Source organism: Coprococcus sp. HCN-4056 (assembly GCF_037892645.1).
Lineage (GTDB): Bacteria > Bacillota > Clostridia > Lachnospirales > Lachnospiraceae > Coprococcus > Coprococcus ammoniilyticus.
In genome coordinates this window covers 316,813-337,405 of sequence record NZ_JBBKBL010000003.1, presented here as the reverse complement: position 1 = coordinate 337,405, position 20,593 = coordinate 316,813, and the positions used below count along the sequence as shown (strand labels likewise).

Genomic DNA, 20,593 nt, shown 5'->3' with positions numbered 1-20,593 from the left:
GAAAGGCAGGTGTCATGCATATGAGAAAACGATGGTGGATATCCGGTATCCTGACCGTTGTTCTGACAGCAGGATTTGGAGCCGGGAATGCCGGAAATGGTAATCAACAACTGAATAGGGTAGAGCAGGATGCAATCACCCATGTATGTGCGGCAGAGCTTCCGGATGAAGAAACAGAGATCGTTCCGTTTCGTGGAAGAGAAAGCTATATCCTGTCAGAGTGGGAGTTGGAAACAGAAGGTAAGCTGGAACAGGCAGCTATGGTAAAACAGTACATATCTACGATGACACTGCGGGAGAAGGTGTGCCAGATGATCATTGCCGATCCGGAGAATCTGGTCACAACACATGATGTCACAAAAGTGGATGTGGAAATGAAACAGGCACTTGCAGACTATCCGGTAGGCGGGATCATGCTGAAGTCCAGAAATATCGAAAGCAAAAAGCAATTAAAGAAGTTGATTAAAAATTTGCAGAAGCAATCGGAAATCGCATTATTCCTTGCGGTAGATGAAGAAGGTGGAAATGTCAGCCGGGTACTGTCGAACCTCGGAAACCGGGAAGGCGGGACGATCGATCCGATGTATGAATATAAGGATGATGGTACGGATACGGCATTTGAAAATGCGAGGGAGCTTGGGAGCAATCTGGCATATTATGGGTTTAATCTGGATTTCGCACCGGTGGCTGATGTGTGGTCGAATCCTAAGAATACCGTGATCGGAAAACGGGCATACAGTGATGATTATGAACAGGCGGCGGAGCTGATTCCGTATGCAGTGGAGGGCTTTCATGCCGGTGGCGTGATGTGCACCCTGAAGCATTTTCCGGGACACGGGGATACCGTTGAGGATTCCCATTATGGAACGGCATATGTAAGGGGAACGCTGCAAGAACTGGAAACGCAGGAGTTTGTTCCGTTTCGGGCAGGAATCCGGGCAGGAACTGATTGTGTTATGATCGGGCATCTGGTAGTGCCTGACATATCAGATCAGCCGGCGGATCTCTCGGAAACACTGGTTACAGACTGCCTGCGAAACGAGCTGGCCTTTCATGGATTGATCATCACAGACTCCTTTCAGATGGAAGCGATCACGGATCATTATGAACCGGGAGAAGCAGCAGTGCTGGCAATCCGGGCAGGGGTGGATCTGATTCTTGAACCGGAAGAACTTGGGGAAACGGTTGAAGGGATTCTGACTGCGTTAGACAAGGGAGAACTGACAGAGAAGCGGATCGATGAAAGCGTGGAACGGATACTGATGGCAAAACAGGTAAATGGAATCCAGATAGATCATAAAATTGAGAAACAATAGTAACACAATTCAAAAACATGATATAAAATGATGAAAATATCAGAAAAAATTATGAGTAAAAATGCAATTCATAGGAATAAAACCACTTGAGTTGCATTTTTTAATATATAAATATGACAAATTGTAAATACAAAATACTTTACAAAATTAAGTTTGCAAACTATCTGACAATTTGACGAAAAAAGTTGTTTACAAACGGGAAAAAAGATAGTATGATTACAAATCATAAAAACACAGAGCTGTATTTGAGAAATACTATCAGATGATCGGGCAGTAGGATCTCAACAGGCACTGGCAATAAGTTGGAAAGGAAAACGAGCATGGAAGATAACAGAAATGTAGAAAATCCAGGGTTATACCGTGAAGAATATGAACATGATAACTGCGGTATCGGTGCTGTTGTGAATATCAAGGGCATTAAGACACATGAGACCGTAAATAATGCGTTAAAGATTGTTGAAAATCTGGAACACAGAGCAGGAAAAGATGCAGAAGGAAAAACCGGTGACGGTGTAGGTATCCTTCTTCAGATCTCACACAAGTTTTTCAGAAAAGCCGTTGCAGAACTCGGATATGATCTGGGGAAGGAACGGGATTATGGTGTTGGTATGTTTTTCTTTCCACAGGATGAACTGTCAAGAAAACAGGCAATGAAGATGTTCGAGGTTATTGTCGAGAAAGAAGGACTGGAGTTCTTATGCTGGAGAATGGTTCCGACGACTCCGGGTATCCTCGGTAAGAAAGCTATTGATGTTATGCCATGTATCATGCAGGCGTTTATCAAGAGACCGGCAACCGTAAAAGCAGGACTTGATTTTGACCGGAAACTGTATTTTGTCAGAAGAATATTTGAAGAAAGTAACGATGATACCTATGTGCCATCACTTTCCAGCAAGACGATCGTATATAAAGGTATGTTCTTAGTTGGAGAGCTTCGTAAGTTCTATAACGACCTTCAGGATCCGGATTATGAATCAGCAATCGGACTTGTACATTCAAGATTCTCAACGAATACAACGCCTAGCTGGCTTCGTGCACATCCATACCGTTATCTTTGTCACAATGGTGAGATCAATACGATCCGTGGAAATGAAGATAAGATGATCGCCAGAGAAGAGACAATGGAATCCACGATCATGCAGGATGAGATGTACAAGGTTATGCCTGTACTTGATCCAAATGGTTCCGATTCCGCCAGACTGGATAACTGTCTGGAGTTCCTGGTATTAAATGGCATTCCGCTTCCACTTGCCGTTATGATCACGATTCCGGAGCCTTGGGAGAATGACCGATTTATGAGTCAGGAGAAAAAGGACTTCTATCAGTATTATGCAACTATGATGGAACCTTGGGACGGACCTGCATCGATCCTGTTCACAGACGGAGATATCATGGGTGCAGTGCTCGACCGTAACGGACTCAGACCTTCCAGATATTATATAACAGATGATGATTACCTGATCCTTTCCTCAGAGGTTGGTGTATTAGAGGTCGATCCGTCAAAGATCGTAAAGAAGGATCGTTTAAGACCGGGACGTATGCTTTTAGTTGATACGGTAAACGGCCGTCTGATCTCTGATGATGAGATCAAAGAAAAATATGCAAAAGCAAAACCATATGGTGAATGGCTCGACAGTAATCTGGTCAAGTTAAATGACCTGAAGATCCCGAACATCCGTGTAGAGGAATATACCGATGAAGAACGGGCAAAGCTTCAGAAAGCATTTGGTTATACATTTGAGGACTTTAAGAATACGATCTATCCAATGGCTGAAAAAGGTGCAGAAGCGATCAGCGCAATGGGAACGGATACTCCGCTTGCTGTACTTTCAAACAGTGACAAGCCATTGTTTAACTATTTCAAACAGTTATTTGCTCAGGTAACGAATCCTCCGATTGATGCGATCCGTGAGGAGATCGTTACATCAACTTCCGTATATCTTGGAAAGGATGGCAACATTCTGGAAGAGAAGCCGGAAAACTGTCATGTATTAAAGATCCATAATCCAATCCTTACAAATACTGATATTTTAAAGATCAAGAACATGAAGGTAGAAGGATTGAAGGTCGGCGTTCTTCCAATCCTTTACTATAAGAATACATCACTGGAAAAAGCATTGGATCGACTGTTTGTAGAAGCAGATAAGTTGTACCGTGATGGTGTAAATATCCTGATCCTGTCAGACCGTGGTGTCGATGAAACACATGTTGCGATTCCTTCCTTATTAGCAGTTTCGGCTATGCAGAAGCATCTGGTAAGAACCAAGAAGAGAACTTCGGTTGCGATCATTCTGGAGAGTGCCGATCCTAGAAATGTGCATCATTTTGCAACCCTGCTTGGTTACGGTGCCTGTGCTGTCAACCCATATCTGGCAATTGAGACGATCAAACAGATGGTAGACAGTCATCTGTTAAATAAGGATTTCAATGCGGCTGTCGATGATTACAATGCAGCGATCATGCATGGCATCGTAAAGATCGCATCCAAGATGGGTGTATCAACGATCCAGTCTTACATGGGGTCCCAGATCTTTGAATGTATCGGACTTTCCAAAGAGGTCGTTGATAAATATTTCACAAATACAGTAAGCTGCGTAGGCGGTTCCGGTATCAAGGAGATCGAGAAGACGGTGGATGCCCTTCATTCATCTGCATTTGATCCGCTTGGCCTGGATACTAATCTTGCACTGACAAGCATCGGTGCACATAAGTTCAGAAGCGGTAAGGAAGAGCATCTGTATAATCCACAGACGATCTACCTGCTGCAGCAGGCGACCAGAAGAGGAGATTACAGCCTGTTCAAGCAATATACCGCATGTCTGGAAGATGAGACAAAACCATTCCATCTGAGAGGACTGATGGAATTCAAATATGCTGAGAATCCAATTCCGCTGGAAGAGGTAGAACCGGTAGAATCCATTGTAAAACGTTTCAAGACCGGAGCAATGAGTTATGGTTCCATTTCACAGGAAGCACATGAATGTATGGCGATCGCAATGAATACGATCGGTGGTAAATCCAATTCCGGTGAAGGTGGAGAGTCGATCGACCGATTAACAATAGGAAAAGACGGTAAGAACCGTTGCTCCGCGATCAAGCAGGTAGCATCTGGACGATTCGGTGTTACATCCAGATATCTGGTCAGCGCAAAAGAGATCCAGATCAAGATGGCACAGGGCGCAAAACCGGGTGAAGGTGGACATCTTCCTGGTGGAAAGGTATATCCATGGATCGCAAAGACTCGGTTATCTACTCCGGGTGTCAGCCTGATCTCACCACCACCGCATCATGATATTTATTCGATCGAGGATCTGGCACAGTTGATCTACGATTGCAAGAATGCAAACCGTGATGCAAGAATCTCTGTAAAACTGGTATCAGAAGCCGGTGTTGGTACAGTTGCAGCCGGTGTTGCAAAGGCAGGAGCACAGGTTATCCTCATCTCCGGTTACGATGGTGGTACCGGTGCAGCACCAAATAACTCCATTCATTATGCAGGACTTCCTTGGGAGCTTGGTCTGGCAGAGACACACCAGACACTGATCAAGAATGATCTTCGTAACAAGGTTATCCTTGAAACCGATGGTAAGCTGATGACCGGACGTGATGTTGCAATCGCAGCCATGCTTGGTGCAGAGGAATTCGGATTTGCAACAGCTCCGCTGGTAACCATGGGCTGTGTAATGATGCGGGTATGTAATCTGGATACCTGTCCGGTTGGTATCGCTACACAGAATCCGGAGCTTCGTAAGAGATTCAAAGGCAAACCGGAATATGTCATCAACTTTATGAAATTTATTGCAGAGGAGCTTCGTGAATATATGTCGAAGCTTGGTGTCAGAACGGTGGATGAACTGGTAGGACGTTCCGATCTGTTATATGCAGGAAAGGGAGCAGAGGACAGAAATGTTGATCTGTCACTGATCATCAATAATCCATATATTGACGCACCTCAGAATAAGATCAAATATAACGAGAAGCATCCATATGACTTCCAGCTTGAAAAGACGATCGATATGCGTGTTCTGTTAAAGAAACTCGGACCTGCTCTTGAAAAGGGACAGAAGAAGAGTATCGAGATCGATGTTGTGAATACCGATCGTTCCGTTGGTACGATCTTCGGATCAGAGATCACAAAGCGCTATGGAGATACCTTGGAGGATGATTCTTACCTTGTAAAATGTAATGGCGCAGGTGGACAGAGCTTTGGTGCATTTGTACCAAAGGGACTTACCTTAGAGCTTGTCGGAGACAGCAATGACTACTTCGGAAAAGGACTTTCCGGTGGTAAGCTGATCGTATATCCGCCACGTTCCGCAAAATTTGTCCATGAAGACAATATTATTATCGGTAATGTAGCACTTTACGGAGCAACCAGTGGCAAGGCATATATCAACGGCGTTGCCGGCGAACGATTTGCAGTTCGTAACTCCGGAGCAACCGCAGTTGTTGAAGGTGTCGGTGATCATGGTTGCGAATATATGACAGGTGGTAAGGTGGTAGTCCTTGGACGCACCGGAAAGAACTTTGCAGCCGGCATGAGTGGTGGTATCGCATATGTTCTTGATATGGAGAATGACCTGTATAAGCGTCTGAATAAGGAAATGATCCATGTGGAAGCAGTATCCGACAAATATGAGATCGGTGAACTGAAGCAGATGATCATGGATCATGTAAATTATACAAATTCAGAGATTGGAAAACGAATCCTGGATAAGTTTAATGAGTATCTTCCAAAATTCAAGAAGATCATTCCAAAGGATTATGAAAAGATGATGAACACCATTGTTGCGATGGAAGAAAAGGGTCTGACCAGTGAACAGGCAACGATCGAAGCATTCTACAAGATTAAAAATGGAGGTAAATAGATATGGGAAAGCCAACGGGATTTTTAGAATATGAAAGAGAAACCAGTATAGAGATCGCTCCGGAAGAAAGAATTAAGAATTTCAATGAATTCCATATACCATTAAGTCTTGAAGAACAGAAGATCCAGGCTGCCAGATGTATGGACTGTGGTGTTCCATTCTGTCAGGCAGGTATGATGATCGGCGGTATGGCATCCGGTTGTCCGTTAAATAATCTGATCCCTGAATGGAACGATATGATCTATAATGACAACTGGGAACATGCTTATGCCAGACTGAGCAAGACCAATAATTTCCCTGAATTTACCAGCCGTGTATGTCCGGCTCTCTGTGAGAAGGCATGTACCTGTAATATTAACGGTGATCCGGTATCCGTAAGAGAAAATGAACGTGCGATCATTGAATATGCCTATGCAAATGGTCTGGTAAATGATCAGCCTCCAAAAGGAAAAACTGACAAAAAAGTTGCCGTGATCGGTTCCGGTCCATCCGGACTTGCTGTAGCAGATATGTTAAACAGCCGTGGACATGACGTCACTGTATATGAGAGAAGTGACAGACCGGGCGGACTTCTGATGTATGGTATTCCAAATATGAAACTGGAAAAAGAAGTCATCGACCGTAAGATCGCATATATGGAAAAGCGAGGCATCCGTTTTATATTAAATACAGAAGTGGCAACCGGAAAGTCCACAGCAAAGTCACCGTATCCAAAGGATGACCAGATCACAGGATATCTGAAGAATCCAAATCAAAAGTATGTAAAGGCAGAAGATCTGTTAAAGGAATATGATGCAGTTGTACTTGCCTGCGGCGCATCCAATCCAAGAGATATCAAGGCAGCAGGCAGAGATGCGAAGGGAATCTATTTTGCAGTTGATTTCTTAAAGACAACGACAAAGAGTCTTGTAAATTCAAAGTTTGCAGATAAGCAGTTCGTGAACTGCAAGGGTAAAAATGTTCTGGTTATCGGCGGCGGTGATACCGGTAATGACTGTGTGGGAACTGCCGTCAGAGAAGGAGCAAAGAGTGTTACCCAGCTTGAGATGATGCCGAAGCTTCCGGATCAGAGAGCAGAGAATAACCCATGGCCGGAGTGGCCGAGAGTCTGCAAGACCGATTATGGTCAGCAGGAAGCAATTGCAGTATACGGACACGATCCTCGTATCTATGAGACGACCGTTAAGGAGTTCTTAAAGGATAAGGATGGTAATGTGAAGGGGGCCAAGTGCGTAAAACTTGACTGGCAGAAGGATCCAAAGACCGGTCGCATGAATATGACAGAGGTACCGGACAGTGAGTATGTGATCGACTGTGAAGTTGTTCTGATCGCAGCCGGATTTCTTGGTAGCCAGAAGTATGTAGCAGACAGCTTTGGCGTAGAATTAAATGAACGTACCAATGTAAAGACTGCATGCCCGAAGTCCTATGCAACGAATGTGCCAAAGGTATTTGTTGCAGGTGATATGCACAGAGGCCAGTCGCTGGTCGTATGGGCGATCCATGAAGGTAGAGAAGCTGCTGTTGCAGTAGATTCGATGTTGGTTGGATATACAAACCTGAACAGCTAAATATATTTATAGAAGAAACTGTTATGCAGATGTCCGGAGTAAGGATGTCTGCATGGCAGTTTTTTCTGTTAAATATGTGCAAATTTTCTAATTTTTTGGGTTTTCTTTTATACTTATTGACAGAAAAACCGGGGGCGTTTAAAATAGATGTTATCTAGGTGAACTCTGCCCGGAACGATGTTTTAACAGAACAAAATCAGGCAGATGAGTAAAAAGAAGGAGAGTAAACTATGAGAAAAGGTAAGAAATTTATCTCAGCGGCACTAGGGTTTGCGCTGGTATTCCAGTCGTTTGCCGGAATTGGTCCGGTAGCTGTCGCTGCAACGGGAGATGTAGATATCAATTCGACATTTACCGACGCGAACTTTCGGTCATATGTATCATCGAATTTTGATACAAATAAAGATGGCACGTTGTCAGAAAAAGAAATTGATGCGGTAACATCACTGAATGTAAGTATCAGTACATATTCAAAGAAGATATCAAGTCTTGCAGGCGTGGATGTATTTACGTCACTGGAATATCTGGACTGTTCCGGTCAGGCAATTGGAAGTCTGGATGTAGCGGATCTGGAGAATCTGAAATCTATTAATGCATCGAGCGACCAGTTGACGACATTTACATTACCAAAGAAAGCAGAACAGCTTGCTTCTGTTAATCTTTCCTATAATCAGATCACAGATATCACATTCCAGACGACTTATGCAGCTCTGAAAGAATTAAATGTATATGGAAACCAGTTGACTTCGATCGATCTGTCAAAGTTGCCGGCACTTGTGCGGCTGAATGTTGGTTACAACGTATTGTCGGCACTGGATCTGAGCAAGAACACGAATCTGGAATTCCTGCACTGTCAGAATATGACAAAGCTTCATACGTTAGATATATCAAGCAACAGTGTGGATCATACAAAATTAGCCTATGTTGATTGTTCCTACATGCTGTCAGGTGGAGAAGGTGGAATCAATGAGCTGGATATTACAGGTGATACCGGTCTTAAGACACTGATCGCAGATGATAATGCCATATCTGTATTAAATATGGATGGAGCAACGTCGCTCCAGATACTGAGTGTAGCAGGAAATAAGATCAAGTCGATCGATGTGTCCAAAGAATCCAGTCTGGAAACATTGAACCTGTCCAATAACAGTATCCAGTCTGTGGATGTCAGCAAGAATGCGGTTCTGAAATATCTGAATCTTGGAGCTATGCTGTTAAGCACGATCGATGTTACGAAGAATCCGTTACTGGAGAAGCTGGATCTGAATTCCAACCAGCTCATGGATATCGATGTGAGCAAAAACACAGCACTGACAGAGCTGGATCTTTCGGATAACCGTTTACAGAAAATTGACGTTAAGAATAATACAGGTTTAACTACATTGAAGCTGGATAATAATGCTTTGGTTGCAATCGATGTATCTTCCTGTCCTGGACTGTTGGAGGGTGAGTTCTCCTGTACAAATAACAGCAGACATATTTCTCTGTCAGAGCCAAACTACATCTTTAATATGGCGAATTTGGTAGCCGATGGATATCAGTCAGAGTATTCCGGTGTAGACCGTAAGGATGATACGATCGGATATGCATGTATCCGTACGACGGATCAGAATGGAAATAATCTGATCAAGAATGCAACACTTCAGGGATACACCTTATATACAGACGTTACCAATGAAAAGACACAGAATGTTGAATATAGTTACTATATCGGACTTGGAAAACAGACAGCAAAGTTTAAATTAATTGTTGATAATCCATTATCCTTAATTGTATGGTATACCTCAAATGGCAGCATTGTGAATAGCGGAAATGCAGAGTTAAGCCTTCGTGTCGGTGATACCACAACATTAGTTGCAAAGGATAAGAAGGAGAACGAATATTCCAAGGATATCATTTCCTGGAGCTCCAGTGATCCAAAGGTATTCAAGGTAGATAATGATGGCACGCTTACCTGTGTTGGCGCAGGAACAGCAACCCTTTATGTAAATATCAATAACAAAGCAAGAGCTTATATGACGATCAGCTGTCATAAGCCGGTAACAAAGGTTGTATTAAAAGACAAACAGAATGTTGAATATAATGATGGTGATACGATCGACCTGGTAGCAGGAAGCTGGGTTGGCGATGACCTGAAAACAAAAACACTTACAGCAACCTGCTATACAGATGAAGGCGTAGCAGACAAAGAGTATTCAGGCGTTACTTATAAGGTTACAACAACAGCAGATAAAGACAGCGCATCAAATTATAAAGTTGCAACTTGTACCAATGCAGGCGTGTTGACAGCAAAGGGGGCAGGTACAGTATACTTACATTGTATTTCAAAGGATTCAGGTGTAGATACAGTGTTAAAGGTAAATGTTTCCCAGATGGGCGAAGGTGTAACACTGTCAGAACAGAAGACAACGATGTTCACAGGTGTATCTAAGACATTCACAGCAACAGTAACACCGGATACCGCAACAAACAAAGAACTTGTATGGTCATCCAGTGATGAAACCGTAGCGCAGGTTGACCAGAATGGTAAGGTAACAGCAATTTCTGAAGGAACTGCTACTATATTCTGTAAGCTGAAGGCAAATCAGGGAATATATGCAAGAGCAGAGATCACAGTATATACAAGTGCAAATGGTGTAACCTTAAATCACACAGAATATACCCTGATCAAGGGAGCAACTGCAGAGGAAAGAAGAGTAACACTTGTTGCAAAGATCCAGGCAGAAGATACATCTTTATTTAAACCGAAATACAGCAGCAGTAATCCGGAGATAGCAACCGTAGGAACAACCACGGGTATTGTAAGTGCAGTAGCACCGGGAGAAGCCATTATTACCTGTACGATTGCAGATGGTATATCAACCGAGTGCAAGATCACAGTTATACAGAGAGTAACCGGAATCCAGATTGTAAGAGAAGGAACTGTTATGAATTCCGGAGAGAAGATGAAAGTAACAGCAAATGTTATGCCTGCAGATGCAAGTAATCCGGATGTAGAGTGGTCATCTTCGGATGAGAACATTGCAGCAATTGCTGCTGATGGAACGATCACTGCATTAAAGCAGGGTAAAGTAATCATTTACTGCAAGGCTCTTGATGGAAGCGGTAAACAGTCACAGTTTAATCTTACAATTAATGAACTTGCAAAAGATATTACCGTTGATCAGACAAATGTAGTCGCATATATTGATAAAGATACGGTTGTAAAAACAAAGGTAACACCGGATACAGCAACCAAAAAGACACTGTCCTGGTCATCGGATGATACATCCATTGCAACCGTTTCGGGTGGAACAATGACAGTAGATGGAATCTCATATACGATCGGAAGAATCCGTGGTGTTGCACCGGGAACAACAACGATAAGATGTACAACACAGGATGGAAGTAATATTGAAAAAGAAATTAAAGTCACAGTTGTACAGCAGATCACAAATATCACACTGGATAAGACAGCAGTTGAGATCAATGCAGGCGAAAAAGCTTCGATCGCAGCATCTGTATTACCGGCAAATGCAGGTAATAAGAAGGTTGTATGGTCATCTTCCGATGAGAAGATCGCAAAAGTAGATCAGAAGGGTATGATCACAGCGGTTGGAAGAGGTACAGCCGTAATCACATGTAGTGCTGCAGACGGAATGGGTGCTAAGACAACCTGCCGTGTAACGGTTAAGCAGAGAGTTACATCAATCAAGTTAGATGCAACGACAATGAAATTATTTGTGGGCAATAAACAGTCCTTAACACAGACGGTATTACCGGAAAATGCGAATATGGCTACTGTAGAGTGGAGCTCCTCAAATGCAAAGGTTGCACAGGTAACATCTTATGGTCAGGTTACTGCAATGGCAGCAGGAAAGGCAGTTATTACATGTAAAGCAAAGGATGGAAGCGGCGTATTCGCAACCTGTAGTGTTACGGTTGTAAATCCGGTACAGTCCATCAAACTGAATCAGACGCAGAGAACAATCTTAAAGGGTAAGAAATATACCTTAAAAGCAAAGGTTGGACCAAAGAATGCAACCAGCAAGGCTGTAACCTGGAAGTCTTCAGACAAAAAGATTGCAACAGTAAGCTCAAAGGGTGTTGTAACTGCTAAGAAAGCAGGTCGTGTAACGATTACATGTACTGCGAAGGATGGAAGCAATGTTTACGCAACTTGTTCTGTAACCGTTGCAAATCCGGTTAAGACGATCAAACTGAATAAGAAAAAGGTTACGATCAAGAAGAAGGGAACATATTTGTTAAAAGCTACTGTAGGACCAAAGTCAGCAGGTAATAAGACAGTAAAGTGGACATCTTCAAATAAGAAGGTTGCAACTGTATCTGCATCTGGTCTTGTAACAGCTAAGAAGAAGGGTAAAGTAACAATTACTGTGAAGGCAAAGGATGGAAGCAAGAAATTTGCCAAGTGTACAATAACAGTAAAGTAAATATAAGGATTTGGTGACCATGACCGGTATTTCCGGAACATGGGAACAGTAAAAAGCAGGATATCCAATACCTCCGATAAGGAGTGAGGATATCCTGCTTTTGTTATCTTAGGCTTTTGAATCTGTTGGGCATATTGTGCATGAGATCCTTGAGGCGAAATAAATATTCGTGAAAGAAAGGGCAGAGCTATAGAAAACATGCGTAGTCCGTATAAATTAAATAAGCCCTTCTCAAAAGGAAAGGGCTTATCTAATATCTTCAACAACAAAGAAAAAAATTATGAATTAAGAACTGTCTATATAATAACGATAAATTATGAACAAATTATGACCATAAAAACAACGATTTGCAAATTAAAAGTAAGTTTTTTTTGACATATTTTCATACGTTGTGCGTTTTATACAAAAAAATCCATGCGCATTGTTTATCTTGATGAATTCACCGGGCGCATGGATTTTTGATTGTATTTTTGATATACAGGCAATTAATGTAATAAGTGATCGACCGGAAGATATACAGGAAGTCCATCTTTATACTGTAATGAAACCTCACCGATGATCAGAGGACGAAGATAGTCGATCATTTCGTCTGTGACATCATTTCCTGCTTCATTGATCCATTCAACCGGAACGGATTTTGCTTCGTTTGCAATATCAGCAACATCGGCGGATTTGATCACCCACTGATACGGATCGTTTGAGATTCGTTCGATCGCAGCCATGATACTGGTCTTGCCTTCAGCAGCATATTTGACTGCTGCCTGGCCAAGAGAAAAAGATTCTGTAATATCGGTTCTGGATGCAATATGACCGGCACAACGCTGTAATACATTCAGCTCGATGGAACGTACTTTAACACCGATTTCATCACGAACCAGATATTCCAGAGCCTTGCCGGCACCGCTTAACTGTGCATGACCGAATTTGTCTGCAACAGCGGAATCTGAGCTGATGTAGTTGCCGTCAGCATCGTGAATACCCTCCGAAACAGCAACAATAACCGTTTTCTGTTTTGTAAGTTTATCTTTAACATCGGCTAAGAACTGTTCTTTTGAAAATGCAACTTCCGGAAGATAGATCAGATCCGGAGCCTGACTGTAGGTTGTTCTGGCCAGAGCGGAAGATGCAGTCAGCCAGCCGGCATCCCGACCCATAATTTCGATGATGATAACTGCCGGAATCTTATAGATATAAGCATCATGTGCAATCTCTAATACGGTGGAAGCCACATATTTGGCAGCAGAGCCAAAGCCTGGTGTATGGTCGGTTGCAAACAGATCGTTGTCGATCGTCTTTGGTACTCCAATGATCTTAACATCTGACTGGATGGATTTGGCATAGTTGCTGAGCTTTAAAACTGTATCCATGGAGTCATTTCCACCGATATAGAAGAATGCACTGATTCCATATTCTTCAAAACGTTCAAATATCTGCTTATATGGAGCGGGATCCTCGGTATAATCCGGGAGCTTGTAACGACAGGAGCCAAGATACATGGCTGGTGTAAGCTCCAGTGTATTCAACATAGGAAAATGGGAGAGTGCCATCAGTGACATATCCATCATATTATTTTCCAGAACGCCGGTAATACCATGCAAAGAACCATAGATTCTTGTAAAACTACCGGATTTTCGAACTCCATCGATCACACCGGCTAAAGAAGCGTTGATTGCAGCGGTAGGACCGCCGGATTGAGCTACGATACAATTTTCTTTTTTCATTTTTGTCTCTCCATTCTTTTGTTCTATCAATTACTCAGTAGTGCTGTCAGATTTCAGCTAACTGAATGATTCCTTTTTTATAGAGGATATCCGGAACGTAGGACATCTTAGACTTACGAAGTCCGGGAAGTCCGAGATCCTCTTCGCGGTTTACATAGGTATAAGCCTGAAGCTCATGCGTGACAAATGACTGATTGATCATAGGATAGATGCCGTCAATACCGTCATCTGCTTTCTCAAAATGTACGTCAAAGGTATCTGCGGTCAGCGGTTCCCCTAAGGTAAATGCAGACGGGATGTGATTGACGTAGATGATTCCTCCGGTCATCTGAAGTTTTTTCCTGTTTGCAAGAGCTTTCCGGATGATATTATATTCATAAGCATGTTCTTCTGCAAGATCCGGCTGCAGGACATCGTGTTTTTCCACCCAGTATCTGGCGACTGCAAGACAGGCATCGATGTGCTCATCTGTGATTGTATAGTATTCATAATCCGGGTAATTACGCAGAAAGCTGTTGATATGATTCCGTTTGCCATGCAGCTTCTTTCCACGCAGACCGGTCAGCTTTTCTACCGTGTAGATATAGTCAAAATCACCTGGATCCAGAGTATAAGAGAAGTTTTTGCCGTACCAGCCGGAGATGATTTCATACATTTCCAGTGTCGCACAGTGGACACTGGGGGTTACGCCCTTTGACTGAAACCAGGCACAGATTTCTTCAAATACGGCTTTTGCATTCTGAAGATAGACAGGATCCTGAAGATCTTTCACAAAATCTTTGCCTTTGCCGAGCGGAAACGTAAAAGAAGAAGGTTTTCCGCCTTCTTCTGATATAAATACAAGCATACCAGAGAGGATTGTATAGGATACATGGTATTCCTCTGCCCATAAGATGGCATTTCCAGGACAGAAACCACAGTCTCTGATACTGGTACCTCTCAGATACGGAGTTAAAATGTCAAGTTGCGATAAAGTTGGTTTTATAAGTTCCATGTATATGTCTTTCTAATTCTTAATTCTTCTACTATATTTTTATTCAGGACTATAGAGCAGGGTTAACAGATTCTTACGACCGTAGGTCATAAGGCCGTCAATGATCGCTTTTTTATTGCCCTCTGAAGTCCTGATCTCAACAAGCTGCAGCAATGCATTTACATAGCTGGTCCAGCGTTCATAGATCTTGCGCTGTGCATCTGTCGATACCGGAGGAAGCGAGGTGACTGGAGCATCGTCATCATCCGAGGATACGCCTGTTATATGGAATACAGGAGAGTCCGGTGTCAGGGCTTCAATTCCGTATGCGATCATATAGAGCTCTTCGGTTCGCACCAGACCGCAGTCATACATTTCCACAACCAGATCATTGATACATTCTTCCAGTTTGTTGAAATGATGTTCGCAGCGGAGACGGGTGATCGCATCGCCATCTTCCATATCCTCTTTGTTATACCAGTAACCCATATCGGCCTCTGTGTCACCTTCCAGTGCCTCTTCATATTTCTTTTTCACAGCAGTTGTCCGGCGGCTTCGTTTGTTTGCCATTTTTTCCTTTGATACCTGGACAGACCAGACAATCAGAGCGATAAATGCAAGAAGAAGTAATATGCCAAAAACAACTGTCAGAATCGATTTGATCATAGTTCATTACCTGCCATATTATTGATTGGATCTGCATAAAATGCAATAAAAAAAATCATACCTACAACACATTATACTACAGAGTGCCATTCCTTTTCAATTCTTCTATTTGAAAAAATGAAGGTAATAACCAAATTTTAGGTCTTGCATGAGTAGTATGCCTATAGTATAATTACGTTAAAGCTGAGATGTACTAAGCTTCTTGCGATTTTGAACCTACATTTGAATAAAAGGGATTCCTATATTGCTGTTTGCGATGTCAGGCCTCTTCAAACGTGGAAGGCAGAGATTCAGTTGCGGTTGCCCACCTAGCATTGGCTAGGACTCAAAATGCAGGAACGCATTTCAGTTTTCAACAAATGATAAAGAGAGCAGCATCTATGATGCTGCTTTTTCTTTCGATATACATGTGCAGCAGAGCACATGTATAAATAAATTATGTCACAGGAACTGGAATTTTATGAAAAATTTTTTAAAATTTTTAACCTTTTGTGTGATGATCCTGTTGGTCGTTTTGATCATTTATGCAGGAAAATATGCTATAAAAGAAAAAGAAGAAATACCGGATGAATATAAGCAGACCGATATTTCCATATTATCAAATCTTCGGGATTCAGCAGGTGCCGGTGTTGTAAAAGAGTCGGACAGTCAGGCAGATAAACAGGCACGGGAAGCCATGCAGACCGATCATACAGCGGAGCTTCCTGTTTTGTCGGAGCAGAACATGCCAGATACGATCCGCGTTCTGTTGTCCGATGACGGAAGCTACTGGCAGTCAGAAGTCCGGGTGAGCAGTGATTCGGACATTCGTGTTATCTGCGGGCAAACAGAAACAAGCTATAAGAAAGGAACGGAGATTGATCTGGTAGAGCTTACCGGGGACGCAGATCCGGTTTCCTTAACGATCATTCCGGAGCAATATGGAAAACTGACAATAGAGAGCTTTCATAAATCAGAAGGAGCACCGTCCTATCGGGGAAAGCTGCAGATAAAAAAGCAGGGAAATAAATACTGTATTGTAAACGAACTGGCGTTTGAGGAATATCTGTATGCGGTTGTTTCCAGTGAGATGCCTTCCTCATATGAGAAAGAGGCGCTGAAGGCACAGGCGGTATGTGCAAGAAGCTATGCAGTTAGAAGGATCCAGGATGGTGCATTTGAAGAATATGGGGCGGATCTGGATGACACAACTGCCAGTCAGGTATATAACAATGTATTTGAAACAGAGGAAACGATTCATGCAGTACAGGAAACCGAGGGACAGATCCTGACCAATGACGGGGATGTGGTAAATGCATATTTCTTTTCAACCTCCAGTGGAACGACATGCCGGAATGATGACGTCTGGGGTGGAGAGAAGTTAGATTATCTGAATGATCAGTTGGAGATTTATACAGAGGCGGATCGGAAACGGTTAGGAGATGCAACTGTTATGCTCGATCATGGATATTTTCAGATAGGGGATGGCAGATTGTCAACGGAAGAGGTATTCCGTGCATTTATCGATCAGACGGTCTATGTGAACAGTATTGAGAAAGAAGAACCATTTTACCGCTGGCAGGTTACGCTGACGGCAGATCAGATACAGACACTTGCGGGTGCAGATATCACAGATCAGACCGGAGAGATTGAGAAAGTCCGGATCACGAAAAGAGGAAATAGCGGAATTGCCCGGAATATGGTATTATACGGGAAACAGAGTTCTGTTACGATTGAAGGACAGATGGAGATACGTGAACTTCTCTGTTCGCCGGATGTTGTGATCCGAAAACAGGATGGAAGTGAAACATCAGGTTTTGATTTGCTGCCAAGTGCGTATTTTTATATTACGCAGGATAAAGAGGGAAATTATCAATTGCATGGTGGCGGCTTTGGTCACGGAGTCGGCATGAGCCAGAACGGGGCAAATGATCTGGCAGAAGCAGGATATGGATATGAGGAGATCCTGTCTCATTATTATAATGGAACAGAACTTGAGAAATTGAGAGAAACGGGAAATAAAACAAATGAAGAATAAAGTAAACCGGGTGAAAGAAAAAATCGAATGGATCCAGAATCTTACAGTTGTACGGATGGTTCAGGGAGCAATGAGGATCAACAAGGATAATCAGTTGTCTGCGTTTGCGGCACAGGCGGCTTTCTTTCTGTTGCTTTCTTTTTTTCCATTTGCAATGATGCTCCTGATCGGCATTCGTTTTCTTCCGGTAACACAGGCGGAGTTTATAGAACTGGTAGCGGAGATGATACCGGGGAAGATGGCAGAGACACTCAGCTTTATGGTCGATGAAATCTACAGTACGCAGGTTGGAACGACGATGATCGTGTCAGCAGTCGTAGCAGTCTGGTCGGCGGCAAAAGGAACGATGGCGATCGAACGAGGACTCAATTTTATGGATCGGACGAAGGATACCAAGAATTATATATTACGAAGACTGACAAATGCATTATATACGCTGATATTCTGCGTGATGCTGATTGCACTGGTCGGAGTATATGTTCTTGGCAATACGATCATGGAAGATATTCTTGCAAAGACAAACTGGGTGGATTATTCCGAGAAGATCTTCTTTTATTCCAGACTGTTAACTGCGCCGGTGCTGGTATTTGCAGTTATTTTACTGATCTATTGTCGTCTACCGGATAATCATCTGCGTTTGAAGACAGCAATACCGGGGGCGGTATTCACAACTGTCTGCTGGGTATTGTTATCAGCGGCATTTTCATCCTATCTTACTTATTTTGGAATCAATACTTATATGTATGGCAATCTTGGAGGCATGGTCATCGCAATGCTCTGGCTGTATATCTGTATGTATATCCTGCTTTTGGGAGCAGAGTTAAATCTGTTTTTCCGTGATGAGATCTGGGCTGTATTCCGGAAAATCCACACAGACCTTCATAAAAAAAGAACAAAAAAAGATTAAAATTTTATAAAAAATAGTTGAAAAAACGACAGGAGAGAAATATACTAAGCGTATATGAGACGAGGGGAAATCGTTCAATAAATGGAGGAAAGTTTAATATGAAAAGAAGAACATGGAAGAATTCAGGTTTTTCACTTGTAGAGCTGATCATTGTGATCGCGATCATGGCAATTCTTGCAGGTGTACTCGCACCGGCACTTATCAAATATGTAAAAAAATCCAGACTGCAGGTATATCTTGATACGGCATCAGAGATTGAGAAATCCGTTGTAAATATGGTTGTGGATGCGGAAGAAGATGGCTATGCGATCCGTGCCGTGACCTATAAAGGTTCTACAGAGGATGGTTCCGGTAATGGTACACTGATCTGTGCAAATGGTTCCGGATATGCAGATATGGCCAGTGCCGCCGATAAGGCAAAGTATTTTTCCGAGATGTTCCGTTCGATGGGAATGGGAAGTGTCACCTTATATATGAATGGAGATACACCACTTCAGATCGCATTATCCGAAAATGGCAAGGTAGTTGCATCTGATCCGGCAACAGGAGTAAGTTCACAGATCCTGCTTTCCGATAATCGTGGAGAATTAAAAGCGAAGATCGTTTATTCTGCATCGAAAGGCGAATGGGTGATTGCAGAAAGTTATTGACACATATTAAAAATGTGCTATATTTAAGTATAGTTTTAACCATCCTGCCTATGATGTGGATGGAAGAGAAGACGTTGAAGATGCAAAAGATGGGATATGTCTGACAGAGAGATCGGGTCATCGGCTGGAAGCCTGATCGAGCACCATATTTCATTTAATTTCACATCCGAGTTTTATCTCTGAGAATTCTTTAAACGGAAGCGTAGGAGATAACGGGTTATGACCGTTATAACATAGAATGAGTGCTGACAGCGCCGGGAAGACCGGATGTCAGAATCAGGGTGGTATCGCGGTTGCTCCGTCCCTTTGTGGACTGGGGCTTTTTTTGTGTACATCATCGGGCCGGGAGGCAGGAGGGTGTATCCCAAGCAGGAGTATTCCGCATGTTTATTCACAAATATTGAGAAAATATAAATAAGGAGAATGAAAGATGAAAGACAGATTAGAGGCAATCAAAGCAGCAGCACTTGCCAAGATCAATGAAGCAGATGTACTGACATCCTTAAATGATGTAAAAGTATCTGTACTCGGAAAGAAAGGTGAACTGACCCAGGTATTAAAGGGTATGAAAGATGTAGCACCTGAAGATCGACCAAAGGTTGGACAGATGGTAAATGAAGCAAGACAGGCGATTGAGACAGCCTTAGAGGAAAAATCAAAGAAGATCAATCAGTCACTTCGTGCAGAGAAGATGAAGCGCGAAACGATCGACGTTACCCTTCCGGGAATCAAGAAGATCGATGGACACAGACATCCGAATCAGATCGCTCTTGAAGATCTGGAACGTGTCTTCATCGGTATGGGCTATGAGATCGTAGAAGGACCTGAAGTTGAATATGATAAATATAATTTCGAATTATTAAATATCCCTGCAAATCATCCTGCAAAGGATGAACAGGATACCTTCTATATTACAAAGGATATCCTGCTCCGTACACAGACATCTCCGGTACAGGCAAGAATCATGGAGAAGGGTCACCTTCCGATCCGTATTCTTTCACCGGGACGAGTATTCAGAGCTGATGAAGTAGATGCAACACATTCACCATCCTTCCATCAGGTAGAAGGTCTGGTTATTGATAAGAACATTACGATGGCTGACTTAAAGGGAACTTTACAGCAGTGGGCAAAGGAATTCTTTGGTGAGAACACAAAGGTTAAGTTCCGTCCACATCATTTCCCATTCACAGAGCCATCAGCAGAGATGGATGTAACCTGTTTCAAATGTGGCGGCAAGGGCTGTCGTGTATGTAAGGGCAGCGGCTGGATCGAGATTCTTGGCTGTGGTATGGTTCATCCGAAGGTACTTCATGACTGTGGCATTGATCCGGAGGAATATTCAGGATTTGCATTTGGTATCGGTCTGGAGCGTGTAGCACTGTTAAAATACGAAATCGACGATATGCGTCTTCTTTACGAAAACGATGTACGTTTCTTACAGCAGTTCTAAAAAACAGGAAAAGGAGATAGA

At 42.8% G+C, this 20,593-nt stretch carries 11 protein-coding genes; 8 read left to right on the top strand and 3 right to left on the bottom strand.

From position 1 onward, the window contains the following. Positions 1-20: 20 nt before the first annotated feature. From WKT03_RS06570 to WKT03_RS06555, 4 genes are all read left to right on the top strand, one after another. Positions 21-1,316: a glycoside hydrolase family 3 N-terminal domain-containing protein gene (locus WKT03_RS06570; RefSeq protein ID WP_173784120.1), complete on the top strand. Its 1,296-nt coding sequence runs from the start codon at positions 21-23 to the stop codon at positions 1,314-1,316. A 320-nt stretch (positions 1,317-1,636) separates the two neighbouring features. Then, the gene (gltB, locus tag WKT03_RS06565; RefSeq protein WP_117823308.1) at positions 1,637-6,184 is read left to right on the top strand and encodes a glutamate synthase large subunit; all 4,548 of its coding nucleotides are present in this window, start codon (positions 1,637-1,639) and stop codon (positions 6,182-6,184) included. A gap of 2 nt (positions 6,185-6,186) precedes the next feature. Further along, the gene (locus WKT03_RS06560; protein WP_021944726.1) at positions 6,187-7,755 is read left to right on the top strand and encodes a glutamate synthase subunit beta; all 1,569 of its coding nucleotides are present in this window, start codon (positions 6,187-6,189) and stop codon (positions 7,753-7,755) included. A 230-nt stretch (positions 7,756-7,985) separates the two neighbouring features. Then, positions 7,986-12,188, top strand: a complete 4,203-nt coding sequence (locus WKT03_RS06555) for an Ig-like domain-containing protein (RefSeq protein ID WP_340391275.1) — start codon at positions 7,986-7,988, stop codon at positions 12,186-12,188. Between the two features lie 485 nt (positions 12,189-12,673). Here WKT03_RS06555 and WKT03_RS06550 read toward each other — a convergent pair whose 3' ends face one another. The 3 genes from WKT03_RS06550 to WKT03_RS06540 are packed head-to-tail and all read right to left on the bottom strand — an operon-like array spanning position 12,674 to position 15,548. Further along, the gene (locus WKT03_RS06550) at positions 12,674-13,909 is read right to left on the bottom strand and encodes a 6-phosphofructokinase (protein WP_340391273.1); all 1,236 of its coding nucleotides are present in this window, start codon (positions 13,907-13,909) and stop codon (positions 12,674-12,676) included. Positions 13,910-13,955: 46 nt separating this feature from the next. Further along, complete coding sequence (locus tag WKT03_RS06545) at positions 13,956-14,903, bottom strand: phosphatidylglycerol lysyltransferase domain-containing protein (RefSeq protein WP_173788932.1); 948 nt, start codon at positions 14,901-14,903, stop codon at positions 13,956-13,958. Positions 14,904-14,942: 39 nt separating this feature from the next. Next, the gene (locus tag WKT03_RS06540) at positions 14,943-15,548 is read right to left on the bottom strand and encodes a hypothetical protein (protein WP_340391270.1); all 606 of its coding nucleotides are present in this window, start codon (positions 15,546-15,548) and stop codon (positions 14,943-14,945) included. Between the two features lie 460 nt (positions 15,549-16,008). Here WKT03_RS06540 and WKT03_RS06535 point away from each other — a divergent pair, with 460 nt between their 5' ends. From WKT03_RS06535 to pheS, 4 genes are all read left to right on the top strand, one after another. After that, a complete protein-coding gene (locus tag WKT03_RS06535) occupies positions 16,009-17,565 on the top strand; it encodes a SpoIID/LytB domain-containing protein (RefSeq protein WP_340391268.1) in 1,557 nt (518 codons plus the stop codon). Next, a complete protein-coding gene (locus tag WKT03_RS06530; protein WP_117785156.1) occupies positions 17,555-18,472 on the top strand; it encodes a YihY/virulence factor BrkB family protein in 918 nt (305 codons plus the stop codon). The genes WKT03_RS06535 and WKT03_RS06530 overlap by 11 nt, the downstream gene beginning before the upstream one ends. A gap of 98 nt (positions 18,473-18,570) precedes the next feature. Further along, positions 18,571-19,122, top strand: coding sequence for a prepilin-type N-terminal cleavage/methylation domain-containing protein (locus WKT03_RS06525; protein ID WP_243863397.1), 552 nt, complete (start codon positions 18,571-18,573; stop codon positions 19,120-19,122). A 430-nt stretch (positions 19,123-19,552) separates the two neighbouring features. Further along, a complete protein-coding gene (gene pheS, locus WKT03_RS06520; protein WP_021944718.1) occupies positions 19,553-20,572 on the top strand; it encodes a phenylalanine--tRNA ligase subunit alpha in 1,020 nt (339 codons plus the stop codon). The last annotated feature ends 21 nt before the right edge of the window (positions 20,573-20,593 follow it).

Excerpts from the sequence above, each read along its gene's own strand:
- WKT03_RS06570 (WP_173784120.1), top strand. The coding sequence starts at position 21 with ATGAGAAAACGATGGTGGATATCCGGTATCCTGACCGTTGTTCTGACA.
- gltB (WP_117823308.1), top strand. The coding sequence starts at position 1,637 with ATGGAAGATAACAGAAATGTAGAAAATCCAGGGTTATACCGTGAAGAA.
- WKT03_RS06560 (WP_021944726.1), top strand. The coding sequence starts at position 6,187 with ATGGGAAAGCCAACGGGATTTTTAGAATATGAAAGAGAAACCAGTATA.
- WKT03_RS06555 (WP_340391275.1), top strand. The coding sequence starts at position 7,986 with ATGAGAAAAGGTAAGAAATTTATCTCAGCGGCACTAGGGTTTGCGCTG.
- WKT03_RS06550 (WP_340391273.1), bottom strand. The coding sequence starts at position 13,909 with ATGAAAAAAGAAAATTGTATCGTAGCTCAATCCGGCGGTCCTACCGCT.
- WKT03_RS06545 (WP_173788932.1), bottom strand. The coding sequence starts at position 14,903 with ATGGAACTTATAAAACCAACTTTATCGCAACTTGACATTTTAACTCCG.
- WKT03_RS06540 (WP_340391270.1), bottom strand. The coding sequence starts at position 15,548 with ATGATCAAATCGATTCTGACAGTTGTTTTTGGCATATTACTTCTTCTT.
- WKT03_RS06535 (WP_340391268.1), top strand. The coding sequence starts at position 16,009 with ATGAAAAATTTTTTAAAATTTTTAACCTTTTGTGTGATGATCCTGTTG.
- WKT03_RS06530 (WP_117785156.1), top strand. The coding sequence starts at position 17,555 with ATGAAGAATAAAGTAAACCGGGTGAAAGAAAAAATCGAATGGATCCAG.
- WKT03_RS06525 (WP_243863397.1), top strand. The coding sequence starts at position 18,571 with ATGAAAAGAAGAACATGGAAGAATTCAGGTTTTTCACTTGTAGAGCTG.
- pheS (WP_021944718.1), top strand. The coding sequence starts at position 19,553 with ATGAAAGACAGATTAGAGGCAATCAAAGCAGCAGCACTTGCCAAGATC.